The following is a 10,944-nucleotide window of genomic DNA, read 5'->3' on the forward strand; positions in this document are numbered from 1 at the left end:
AATAAATTAAGCCAGGAATTTTGCCGCTACTGAGATAACCGCGGTCTGTGATCTTAAAATGTTTTTAGTATTTAGGCAGTAGCTATTTTTAAATTTAGCCGTCTCATCCTCGCTAAATCCACCCTCTGGACCAATTATTAAAAGCTCATCATCTTTTTTCTCATTTAAGCTTTTACCACCAAAATTTATAGTTGAGACATTTTTATAAACACTCATTAGCTCGTCCAAATTTTTATAAATTTCAAACTCCATTAATGAAGTTCGTCCGCACTGCTCGCAAGAGAGAGCATTTATGTAGTTTAGCCTTTCAATATCTATCTTAAAATTTGCTTGAGAAAATTTAGTATAGACAAAAGCTATTTTACCAACGCCAAGTTCGTTTAAAAATGATAATGTCTTTTCTATCGTCTTTGGATCAACGATAGCCCAAGCGATCGTAAAGTCGAATTTTTGCTCGCCATTTGAGCTGGCAAAAATAAGGCTTAAGCTCGCACTTCGCCTATCAATCTCATCAATTTCATAGATATACTCTTTAAAATCTCGTAAATTTCTAACACTTATTCGCTCACCAGTTTGCATTCTTCTAGCTTTTAGGTGCAAAAAAGCCTCATTTACTATCTTTAAGTTTTCATTACCTGCATTTTTATCATATAAAAATTTCATCTAAATCCCTGCAACTACAACTAAAACAAGATCACAAAATCCCTTAATAAGGGCGAATTTTTTAAATTTTTCTAAGTCGCCATTAGCTGCATAAATTTTTAGCCTTTTAAACCCTATAGCACTAAGTGCGATTAAAATTATTAAGATAATTAACATTTTTATGGCATTAAATTTAAACTCATATCCGTAATACGCCCATAAAATAAGTCCAGTTAGCACAAGAAAACTAAGCAACATATGATAAATCGGTAAAAAATATCTTATACGAAGCACATAGTTTTTGCTATTGCTGCCAAACTGAGTAAGTATTAAATAAAGTATATTACAGGCAACTAGCGCATAAAAAAATATCACATGAAAAGGTAAGGTGTATGCAAAAAGTGAGGAGAGATGCTCGTTCATTTCTTCTCTTTGGAAGACTCGTTCTCTTCGACGACTGGCTCAGGCGGGAGTTGTTCATCGATTGTGACATTTGCGTCTGGTTGGGCTATGGTCACGTCACTCGGCACTGGCTCGCTAATATCATTTTTAGCCTCATCTTTATCTCCACAACCCACAAATAGACCAGCTATAAATAAAAAAGAAGTTATAATTTTTTTCATCAAACGTCCTTTGGAATTTCTATTTTTAACCTATTTTTCATCTTCTCGAATAAATTTTTATCTTCCCACTCTTCTATGATAGCGTCTGAAAATTTGATGTCATCTAGCTTTATTTCACCCATTTGCGCATTTACGGCGTCCTCTTTAAAGCACTGTGCATAGCCAGTATCAGTCTCATGCACGATAATGCTATGAAGCTTCACTTCACGCTCGCCGTTATTCATCACACTAAGCTTAAGTAGTCTTTCTATGAGCACAAAAAATATACGGCAAAACTGCTCTGCACTTGGATTTAGCGGGATCTCAATCCATCTTGCCGAGTGCTTTTTTAGATCATTTTTATATTCATCATTATCGCCTGAAAATATTGTTGTAGCGTGATCAAAACTATCAATTATCGTTTTTATATTTTGCTTCATTAAGCCAAAATCATAGACCATGCCGGCATTATCAAGAAAATTTGAGCTAAGTAAAATTTCAGCCACATAGCTGTGCCCGTGGATGCTAGTCCTACAACGCTTTGAGCTGCAAAATCTCACAATATGTGCATTTTCAAATCTAAAAAGCTTTCTAATAATCATCAAACACCTTCTTTATCGCTCCAAAGCCTGATGTGGATACGCTCTGAGTAGTTAAATCCATACTTTATGGCAAATTCTGCTGTTTTTAAAGCATTTTCGTTTAGCTCAGCCCTATTCGCCCCTATTGCCATACACCAAACTGGCAAATCAGCTTGATTTTTTATATTTATAATCTCGTCAAACTCGCTTTTGTCAAAGCGCGAGAGGACAAATTTTAAAAAGCTACTTCTTGCATTATTTTTAATAGCTAAAATAGCGTCTAAATTTATGCGTTTTTGCTCGCTAACTCCGCTATTTGTGAGCTTTACTCCAAGTGCAAAATGGCATTTTTTATAAATTTCATATTTAGCAAAATCAATTAAGATAGTACCGTTCGTCTCAAAATGCACTTCATAATCTTCAAGCAATTTCTTTACCAAATTTATAAAATTTCCATTTTCATGCCAGATGAGAGGCTCGCCACCAGTTAAAACAATGATCGGTTTTTGCATTAAGCCTTTGCATAGGTTATCAACTATGCCTAAAATTTCATCTACACTATAAATTTTATAATTAAAATGCCCTTTAAAAACAGCCCTTATGCTATCACATCCTAGTAAGCTTTCGCCAGTTTTTAAAGACTTTGTTTGCACGCCAAAGCCAGAGCAGTTTAAGTTGCAGCCTAAAAAGCGTAAAAATATAGCGAGTCTACCTTGGTAAGCTCCTTCGCCTTGGATGCTTAAAAACGCCTCAACTAGCTCTAGCTCTTTGCTCATCAACCACCAGTTTGATAAAAGGCACGCGAAGAGGTTTCATTGCTAGCACCTATCGCCCATTTGTTCTCTTTTGGTTTATTTGCTAGCACTTGCCTTAAAATTTCACTTGCGGCTACAATATCACCTTTTTCAACTGCTTTTTTGATACTAAGAGCCTCTTCAAAGTATAGGCAAGGTATCAAAAGTCCCTCAGCACTTAGCCTGATACGGTTGCAACTCTCGCAAAAATCGTGCTTGTGTGGATCTATGATGCCAAATTTATAACCATCATCAAGTCTATAAATAGACGCAGGCGCATTTGGTAGTTTTCCATCTTTCGTAACATTATATTTTTGTGAGATGATTTTTAAAATTTCATCGCTACTTAGCCCTTTTAGATCATCTTTTGCGTGTGAATTTTCCATATACTCAATAAATCTGATCTGAGAATCTCTAAATTTAGCAAACTCGAGCAAATTTATAAGCTCATCATCATTTACACCTTTTAGTGCGACAGTGTTGATTTTTACCTTTAATCCAGCATCATGAGCTGCTTCAAAGCCAGCTAAAACTTCGTGCAAGACGCTTTTTTGTGCGATAAATTTAGCCTTTTGCTCATTTAGCGTATCAAGCGACATATTTATGCGCTTTAGTCCAGCGTCTTTTAGCCTTTTGGCAAAGTGCGAAAGCATATAGCCATTTGTAGTAAGTGCTAGATCGATGTCTGGATTATAATCACTTATCATCTTTATAAAAACGTCTAAATCCTTACGTACAAGCGGTTCACCACCAGTGATTCTTATCTTTTTTATACCTTCATCGATAGCCACTTTTACAAATAAAAATAGCTCCTCAAAGGTTAATAAATTCTCTCTTGGCGTCCAGCTAAATGGCGTTGTAGGCATACAATACCTGCATCTAAAGTTGCAACGCTGAGTTACAGAAATTCTTAAATAATCAACAACCCGACCATATTTATCGATTAGCATAAAGCACCTTCTTAAGCTTGGCTAGAGCTTTTTATAATTTTTTCAATTATATGTTAAAAGATTTAAATCAAAATAAAAATTTAAGGCAATTTTTGTAGTTTAAGAGTGGATTAGTCTTTTTAAAATTAGCCTGTAAATTTAGGCTAATTTATGAAATTTAAGCACAAACTCGACTCGCCCCATTCCAACATGAAGGTCCTTTGCGATCATCGCTGCACTTTTTCCATCTTTAAACATTTTTAAAATTTGCTCTTCTTCATTGATGACGCTTGGTGCGATTTTATTAATATCTCTTGTTCTCTCTTCAAGACTAACTATCCTATCTTTTTGCTCTGTTGCAAAATCATCAATTACTCGCTCGATGCTCTTAATCGCACGAATTATTGGTACAATTTTCTCATTTATTTGCAAATCAATATTTTCTTTTATCTGTTTTTTAAGTGGCTCATATTGTTCACTATTTTTAAACGCCTCGCCCTCAAGCATTGAAATTTGCTTTTTTAGATTGAAATTTTCTTGCATAACGCTTTCTATCGCTCGCTCAAATCTCGCAAATTTTTTATTTGTCTCACTATCTTTTATCAACATTAAAACTACTATTATCGCCAAAACGATACCAAAGCCTAAAAAAATATAAATTTCCATATTTTTCCTTTATGAATTCGCTCTCATTTCTCTTATCATTACACGCTCTCTAGCTGTTACGTAAGCGTTCCAGTCGGCTTCATCCTCTTCGTGCATATTTTCTATCTTTGCTAAATTTTCGCTAACAGCCCTTAAATAAAGGCTCAAATTTCTCTTTGGGAAGATAGGCATAGCAATCCTTGCGTAGTAAATTTCATCTTTTATAAATTTTTCTTCGCTTATTTTGATATGTGTAAAGCCTATTTCTTCGATACTCGCTCTCTCTTTTAGTGGCAAATATTGCTTATATTCATTTTTAATATAATCACTCAGCGCATCAACTTTTCTATGAAGCTCGATCAGTAAAGTTAATAAAACTTGATCGCTCTCTTTGGTTTCGCCACGTGATTTAGCTCGTTTTAGCCAAGCCCCAAGCGCGTCCTCTTCGCCCGGCAAGATGGAGTCAAACTCTCTTTTAAATCTCTCGCTCCCATCTTTATCAGACTCAAATTCCATATCAAGAGGCGCTTTAAACAGCTTAATCTCACTCATAATACGCTAATCCAAACAAAGATAAAAAATAAAATTCCCAAATAGCCATTTAACGTAAAAAATGCTCTATCTATCTTGCTAAAGTCGCGTCTTACGATCCTATGCTCAAAAAATAAAATAACGCCACTTACTAAAATTCCAAAAAATGCCATCGCTCCAAGCCCAGCTGCCCAAGCAAAAAGTAGCCAAAATATAAAAGCTAAAGCATGAAAAATAGCCGATAAAAAAAGCGTAGCCTTGTCGCCGTAAATAGCTGGTATGCTAAAGAGCTTGTTTTCTTTATCAAATTTCATATCTTGAAGCGAGTAAAGCAGGTCAAATCCAGCTACCCAAAATGTCACTCCAAGGCAAAGTAGTACGCTCCAAAGCGGTATAGCAGCGCTCACTGCGACCACGCCAGCGATTGGAGCAAGACCTAGGCTAAGGCCAAGCACCAGGTGCGCTAGCTCACTAAAGCGTTTAAATAGCGAATACCCACCAAGAACAGCTAAAATAGGAAAACTTAGCCAAAATGCGAGCGAATTTATAAAATAAGCACATACGATAAAAACAAACGCATTTGCCACGATAAAAAGCTGCATATTGCTCCTACCGATACGACCATCAACGCTTGGACGGCTCGCAGTTCGCGGATTTAGCTTATCGATATCTTCATCTTTGTATCTATTAAAAGCCATAGCAAAATTTCTAGCACTAACAGCGCAAAAAGTACCTAGAATAAGCAGTTTAAAGCCAAACCAAGCCGAGCCACTTTCTATCTTGCTAGCAACTATCATCGCAACAAAAATAAAAGGCAAAGCAAAAACAGAATGCTTAAAAACGATAAGTTCAGCGATAATTTTTAATTTTTCTATCATTTGATAAATTTCCATTTTCTTTAAAAATGGTTGATTTTACACCATTTTGCTTTAAATTTGAATTTATATTATCATTACAAGAATAATTTAAAACAAAGGGTTATTATGGGCAAAATAGCGATTATTGGAGATAGTTTTAGTGCGTTATTTACGGCTTACGAATTAGCTAAAAAAGGTGAAGAAATTTTAATTATTAGCAACCAAAAAGATGATTTTACGAATGGAATTTTAACGCCTTTTGGCACACACGCTCTTGCAAAAGATGGAGCGATATCTAGCTCATTTATGGGGCTAGTTAGCAAAAAAAGCGAGCTTGATATAAGTATTTGCTTAAATGAAAATTTTAGAGCTTGGATGACAAATTTTACACTTAAATCAACTAAAGCTCACGACAAAAAGATGCAAATTTTGTTTTCAAAATTTGGTAAGAAAAGCTTTGAAATTTTAAGAGAGCTAAACAACAAATATCCGCAGATAAATTTCGATGAGAGCGGTATTTATCTACTTTTTAGCAATGACGAAAGCTTTAAAAAAAGGCTTGATGAGACAAAGGTTGCCCATAGCGAGCAAGAAATTTTAAGCGTAGATAAAGAGCTTGCAAATTTTGGACTAATAAATAAAAACATAAAAGGCGCTATAAATTTAGCCAAAAACGCAAGTATTGATACAAATGAGCTCAAAAAAGCTTTGATAAATGAGTTAAATTCTCTCGGGGCAAAATTTATAAATGATGAAATTTATGAGCTAAAAACGCAGGGGCAAATAGTGCAAAAAGCTACCGGCAATAACGGCGAATATGAGGCCAATAGCTTTGTGATCGCTTCAAAAAATTTAGAGCTTTCAAATAAGCTAGGCACGAGCTTAAATGCGATTTTGGCTAAATTTTATACTATTGATCTTAGCCTAAATGAAGGGCAAATTCCTAAAAAACCAATCATTTTAAATGATTTATTTGCCAAAATTTATCCAACTAAAAATGGCGTTACGATTATTACAAATTTACAAGTCGGCGCTATCGATACGCTTGTTAAAACTGAAAAGATTAATGCATTTTTAAATGAGCTAAAGATACATCTTGGCATAAGCGAGCTAAAAGAGCCTAGCTTTAGAGCAAACTACGTGCTTCTTAGCTCAAACGATAAGCCGGCTCTTGGACGCGATAGCGTATATAGCAACTTGGTCTATAACCAAGCTTATGGACTAAATGAGCTTAGCTTTGCTCCGTATTTTGCTGGTATTTTGGCTAGTCTTATAAAAGATAGCAAAAATAACGATGAAAATGATGAAATTTTACTCTTTAGCTCGTTTTACGAGGGCTAGACTTGTTTAAAGAATTTGCAATAATTGGCACCACAGCAAGCGGCAAAAGCGATCTTGCATTTGAGCTTGCAAAGAAGCTTAACGGCATCATCTTAAGTCTTGATTCGCTTGCACTTTATAAAGAGATAGATATCGCCAGCGCAAAGCCAAATAAAGAGCAGCTTGAAGCCATAAAGCACTTTGGTGTAGATGAAATTTATCCTGATGAAGAATTTAGCGTTGGGGCATTTTTTGAAATTTATAAAAATGCAAAGAATTTTGCGCGCTCACAAGACTGCCCACTCATCATTACAGGAGGTAGCGGCTTTTATCTAAAATCAATGCTTAGCGGACTTGCACCAGATGTGCCAAAATGTGAGCTAAATTTAAGCAATGAAGAAATTTATGAGCTAGCTGTAAAAATTGATTCTGAGTTTGCAAGTAAATTTAGTCAAAATGACTCTTATCGCCTCGAAAAATGGTATCAAATTTATAAATTTAGTAGCCAAATTCCAAGCATTTGGCTAAGAGAAAATACTAAAGAGAGTATCGTAAAAGAGCTGGCGATATTTGAAATTTTATGGGATAAAGATGAGCTTAGAGAACGTATCAAAATGAGAACAAAAGGTATGCTTGAAGCTGGGCTCATAGATGAGGCAAAATTTTTATTTGATAAATACAAAAGTGAGCCAAAACCCCTAAAATCAATAGGTTTAAAAGAGTGCAAGCAAGTTTTAGATAAAGAAATTTCTCAAAACGAGCTTGAAGAACTCATAGCTACGCACACGGCTCAGTTAGCAAAACGTCAGAGAACCTTTAATCGCTCACAGTTTGAAAAAAAATTTGTAGGTGATTTGAACCAAATTAGAAGTGAAATTTTAAAATTTTTAAGAGAATAAAAACTAGCCCACAAGGGCTAGTTAATAAAATCAAATAGGCATAACCCTAATTTTTGGGCTTAAGCTCTCTTGCAAGACATTTTCAATCGCATAAAGAGTGCCAGTTGAGCCACTTGCACAGCCCGAGCAAGCACCAAGATAGCGGATATAAATATCAGTATTTTCGCCGTTATCATTTCTAATATCTAAAATTTCTAAATTTCCACCATCCATCTCGAGCATTGGGCGAATTTCTTTATCTATGACAGACTCTACTGCCTTTAGCTGCCCTACCATCGTCATATTTTCAAAGCTAATGTCACCTAAAGTGTGATTTGCTTGGGCATTTGCCTGAGCTTCGATCTTCTCACGCTCCATCTCAGCCCTAGTATCACGCAAAATATCTACCAAATAATATTCTCTTTTTTCATGGCCACCAGGCTTTACGCAAGACTTGCAAAATGCACCAGCTTTGGTGTATTGCGTAATCTCCTCAACTGTGTGAAGGTCATTTAGTCTTATCACTTCTTTAATCGTACCAAGGCTTACCCTAGCGCACTCGCAAACGATGATCTCATCTTCAAAATGCTCTGGGTCTATGCCTTTATAGCTTGCAGCTGCTGCTTTTATAACGTCATACGCCATAACTGAGCAGTGCATCTTTTGAGGTGGAACTGCTGGCGTTTCTGGATTGTCGCGCATAGCCTTTTCGACATCAAGGTTTGTGATCTTGACTGCTTCATCAACTGTTTTGCCGATACAAAGCTCAGCCATCGTATCAGAGCTAGCTATCGCTGTGCCACAGCCAAAGCTTTTAAATTTAGCATCTATTATTTTGTCTGTCTTTTCATCAACAAGCCAGTATAGCCTAACCGCATCACCGCAACTTTCTGCACCAAAGTCAGCCACAATAAGCTTTGCATTTGCTTTTTTAGCATCTTCTTCGGTTATCTCTCCCATAAATTTAGGATTATTCATCCTGTCTTGCACTACCTTAGAATACTCATCCCAGATAGAGCCTCCGATCAAATTATTCTTTGCCATGTTATTTTCCTTTAAATTTTATAATCCGCTCTTATGCCATTCTGGGGCGTAGGCAAATGTACTAGAGATACCTCTTAGTCTATTTACCGCTTTTGTTATATGCTCGATCGCATAATCAATCTCTTCTTCTGTATTAAATCTAGAAAGAGATAGTCTAAGTGCGGTGTGAGCCAGCTCTTTATCTGCCCCTATGGCCTCCATTATTGGGTTACTCTCTAATGTTTCACTTGCACATGCTGAGCCAGTTGAAGCTGCGATGCCAGCTTTGTTTAGATCCCAAAGCATAGCTTCACCTTCAACGCCTTTTATAGAAGCTAAAATGGTATTTGGCACACGTTGTTCTTTTTTCCCTACAACACTAACGTCAGGAATTTTTAAAATTGCATCTTCAAGCTTATCACGCAAACGGCGAACATGAGAGTGCTCATAATCCATAAATTTATTTGCCAGTTCGAGTGCTTTACCCATACCGATGATGCCAGGTACATCGAGCGTGCCACTTCTGCGTCCACCCATATGCTCGCCACCGTGAAGCAAGCTACTTAGTGGCATACTATTTTTTATAAATAGTGCTCCAACACCCTTTGGTCCGTGAAATTTATGCGCAGAAAAGCTTAAAAAATCAACGTCAAGGTCTTGAACATTTATCTTGATCTTACCAACTGCTTGAACCGCATCCGTGTGGAATAAAGCTCCATATTCATGAGCGATACTAGCAAGCTCTTTTACAGGAAAGATCATGCCAGTTTCGTTATTTGCGCTCATTATAGAAACAAGTGCTACATTCTCATCCATTACAGCTCTTAGCTGTTCTGGTGTGACTATACCATCGTTATTTACATCTAAAACAGTAAGCTCTACGCCATATTTTTCTAAAAATTTACAAGTCGCCAAAATAGCTGGATGTTCAACTGCGGTTGTTACGATACGCTTCCTCTCGCCAGTTGCTATTTTGTCAAAGTAGATGCCTTTTACTACCCAGTTGTTGCTCTCAGTTGCACATGAGGTAACGACGATATCATCACTATCTTTTGCGTTTAACCCAGTGTAGAGCTGATCTAGTGCTGTTCTTAAAGCTGGATGTGTTTCAGAGCCAAATTTATGAAGTGAATTTGGATTGCCGTATTTTTCACAAAAATATGGTTTCATAAGCTCAAAAGCTTCAGGATCAACCATTGTTGTAGCGTTATTGTCTAAATATACTCTCAAATTTAAAACCTTAATTAGGATAAAAAATATCCTTTTTATTTTTGATGGGATATTATAACAAAAAGGTTAAAAGCAAGTTTAAAAATATGCTTTAATTTTTTCAAAATTTAGCTCATTTTGATATTAAAATATATTGAAATTCTTTATCAAGATTTGTATAGATCGCTATTTGCGATTTTTCTTATAAAAAAGGTCTAATTATCTCCTAAAATTAATTCATTTTTTTAAGTTTATAGTGTGATAAACATATTGCCTGCGTGCATTACCTTTTTATAGTTTTCTTCTAGTTTTTCATATGAGGTTTTATAAAGTTCTATTAGGTCGGTTACCATATAGATGCCTATGTCTTTGATTGTAGTGGCTTAATATATTTATATTTGGTTTCAAGTGGAGTCAAAGATATTAAATTTATTATTTATTCCTTTATATTATGCTCTTTGGCATAGCTTAGTATCTTAGCTCTAAGATCTTCAGGAAAACTTTCTCTATACATTACTGGCGTTAGTGGATTTAGCTTTTTATCTAATTTACCAGCCTCATATAGTCTTGTTAGCTCTTCTGGAGTGTTATAGTATGGTGCATTTGGGTAGCCCTCTGGTGGGGTTAGGGACATTATTTTAGCTTCTAGGAGGGTGGAGTCGATGTAAAGAGATAGTCTTCTTTCATCCCACTCCGCAGGAAACCCACCTTTAAAATCCTCTTTATTGTCATCTAGAACTTTCTTTATAAAGTTATCAAATTCATTTCTTGTAGTCTCATTTGCATCGATGTCTCTAGGATCTAATAGTTCACCTTTTTCCTCTACTATCTCCCTTAGTCCAGCATGAAAACCACCACTTGGTATAACTACCAAATTGTCCCTATTAAAATCCATCACGAAATAGCTTCCTACTATCTCATCAAGATAGGGCA

General features: G+C 35.9%; 13 protein-coding genes and 1 pseudogene. 2 read left to right on the forward strand and 12 right to left on the reverse strand.

All coding sequences use genetic code 11. The annotated features are described in order from the left end of the window. Positions 1-6 precede the first annotated feature (6 nt). The 9 genes from B9N62_RS09335 to mqnP form a co-directional block, all read right to left on the reverse strand. Positions 7-663: a 16S rRNA (uracil(1498)-N(3))-methyltransferase gene (locus B9N62_RS09335; protein ID WP_087585256.1), complete on the reverse strand. Its 657-nt coding sequence runs from the start codon at positions 661-663 to the stop codon at positions 7-9. Next, positions 664-1,065 carry a hypothetical protein gene (locus B9N62_RS09340; RefSeq protein WP_087585257.1) on the reverse strand — a complete coding sequence of 134 codons (402 nt, stop codon included), beginning with the start codon at positions 1,063-1,065 and terminating at the stop codon, positions 664-666. Then, a complete protein-coding gene (locus tag B9N62_RS09345; protein ID WP_087585258.1) occupies positions 1,062-1,265 on the reverse strand; it encodes a hypothetical protein in 204 nt (67 codons plus the stop codon). The genes B9N62_RS09340 and B9N62_RS09345 overlap by 4 nt, the downstream gene beginning before the upstream one ends. Beyond that, a complete protein-coding gene (locus B9N62_RS09350) occupies positions 1,265-1,846 on the reverse strand; it encodes a 6-pyruvoyl trahydropterin synthase family protein (protein WP_087585259.1) in 582 nt (193 codons plus the stop codon). Before B9N62_RS09350 ends, B9N62_RS09345 begins: the two co-directional genes overlap by 1 nt. Further along, positions 1,846-2,601, reverse strand: coding sequence for a 7-carboxy-7-deazaguanine synthase QueE (locus B9N62_RS09355; protein WP_087585260.1), 756 nt, complete (start codon positions 2,599-2,601; stop codon positions 1,846-1,848). The genes B9N62_RS09350 and B9N62_RS09355 overlap by 1 nt, the downstream gene beginning before the upstream one ends. Continuing rightward, positions 2,601-3,569: a GTP 3',8-cyclase MoaA gene (moaA, locus tag B9N62_RS09360; protein ID WP_072593973.1), complete on the reverse strand. Its 969-nt coding sequence runs from the start codon at positions 3,567-3,569 to the stop codon at positions 2,601-2,603. The genes B9N62_RS09355 and moaA overlap by 1 nt, the downstream gene beginning before the upstream one ends. A 138-nt stretch (positions 3,570-3,707) precedes the next feature. Beyond that, entirely contained in the window at positions 3,708-4,214 is a 507-nt protein-coding gene (locus B9N62_RS09365; protein WP_087585261.1) for a DUF6115 domain-containing protein, read from the reverse strand. 9 nt (positions 4,215-4,223) lie between these two features. Continuing rightward, positions 4,224-4,745: a hypothetical protein gene (locus tag B9N62_RS09370; protein WP_087585262.1), complete on the reverse strand. Its 522-nt coding sequence runs from the start codon at positions 4,743-4,745 to the stop codon at positions 4,224-4,226. Continuing rightward, the gene (gene mqnP / locus B9N62_RS09375) at positions 4,742-5,602 is read right to left on the reverse strand and encodes a menaquinone biosynthesis prenyltransferase MqnP (protein WP_087585263.1); all 861 of its coding nucleotides are present in this window, start codon (positions 5,600-5,602) and stop codon (positions 4,742-4,744) included. The genes B9N62_RS09370 and mqnP overlap by 4 nt, the downstream gene beginning before the upstream one ends. Before the next feature lie 105 nt (positions 5,603-5,707). On the opposite strand from mqnP, the gene B9N62_RS09380 reads away from it, so the two are divergent. Then, positions 5,708-6,922, forward strand: a complete 1,215-nt coding sequence (locus tag B9N62_RS09380; RefSeq protein ID WP_087585264.1) for an FAD-dependent oxidoreductase — start codon at positions 5,708-5,710, stop codon at positions 6,920-6,922. Positions 6,923-6,924: 2 nt separating this feature from the next. Next, complete coding sequence (gene miaA / locus B9N62_RS09385; RefSeq protein ID WP_087585265.1) at positions 6,925-7,800, forward strand: tRNA (adenosine(37)-N6)-dimethylallyltransferase MiaA; 876 nt, start codon at positions 6,925-6,927, stop codon at positions 7,798-7,800. Between the two features lie 30 nt (positions 7,801-7,830). Here the strand turns inward: miaA and B9N62_RS09390 are convergent, their stop codons facing one another. The 3 genes and pseudogenes from B9N62_RS09390 to B9N62_RS09400 all read right to left on the reverse strand — a co-directional run. Then, positions 7,831-8,823, reverse strand: a complete 993-nt coding sequence (locus B9N62_RS09390; protein ID WP_054196048.1) for an iron-sulfur cluster assembly scaffold protein NifU — start codon at positions 8,821-8,823, stop codon at positions 7,831-7,833. 18 nt (positions 8,824-8,841) lie between these two features. Further along, positions 8,842-10,032 carry a NifS family cysteine desulfurase gene (locus B9N62_RS09395; protein WP_087585266.1) on the reverse strand — a complete coding sequence of 397 codons (1,191 nt, stop codon included), beginning with the start codon at positions 10,030-10,032 and terminating at the stop codon, positions 8,842-8,844. 415 nt (positions 10,033-10,447) lie between these two features. Further along, positions 10,448-10,944, reverse strand: a pseudogene (locus tag B9N62_RS09400) (thioredoxin reductase); the annotation flags it as partial.

Origin of the sequence: Campylobacter concisus, assembly GCF_002165785.1 — a bacterium.
GTDB classification, from domain to species: domain Bacteria; phylum Campylobacterota; class Campylobacteria; order Campylobacterales; family Campylobacteraceae; genus Campylobacter_A; species Campylobacter_A concisus_W.

Coding starts and splice junctions, on each gene's coding strand:
- B9N62_RS09340 (WP_087585257.1), bottom strand. CDS start 1,065: ATGAACGAGCATCTCTCCTCACTTTTTGCATACACCTTACCTTTTCAT.
- B9N62_RS09365 (WP_087585261.1), bottom strand. CDS start 4,214: ATGGAAATTTATATTTTTTTAGGCTTTGGTATCGTTTTGGCGATAATA.
- B9N62_RS09345 (WP_087585258.1), bottom strand. CDS start 1,265: ATGAAAAAAATTATAACTTCTTTTTTATTTATAGCTGGTCTATTTGTG.
- B9N62_RS09355 (WP_087585260.1), bottom strand. CDS start 2,601: ATGAGCAAAGAGCTAGAGCTAGTTGAGGCGTTTTTAAGCATCCAAGGC.
- B9N62_RS09390 (WP_054196048.1), bottom strand. CDS start 8,823: ATGGCAAAGAATAATTTGATCGGAGGCTCTATCTGGGATGAGTATTCT.
- B9N62_RS09370 (WP_087585262.1), bottom strand. CDS start 4,745: ATGAGTGAGATTAAGCTGTTTAAAGCGCCTCTTGATATGGAATTTGAG.
- moaA (WP_072593973.1), bottom strand. CDS start 3,569: ATGCTAATCGATAAATATGGTCGGGTTGTTGATTATTTAAGAATTTCT.
- B9N62_RS09380 (WP_087585264.1), top strand. CDS start 5,708: ATGGGCAAAATAGCGATTATTGGAGATAGTTTTAGTGCGTTATTTACG.
- B9N62_RS09335 (WP_087585256.1), bottom strand. CDS start 663: ATGAAATTTTTATATGATAAAAATGCAGGTAATGAAAACTTAAAGATA.
- B9N62_RS09350 (WP_087585259.1), bottom strand. CDS start 1,846: ATGATTATTAGAAAGCTTTTTAGATTTGAAAATGCACATATTGTGAGA.
- mqnP (WP_087585263.1), bottom strand. CDS start 5,602: ATGATAGAAAAATTAAAAATTATCGCTGAACTTATCGTTTTTAAGCAT.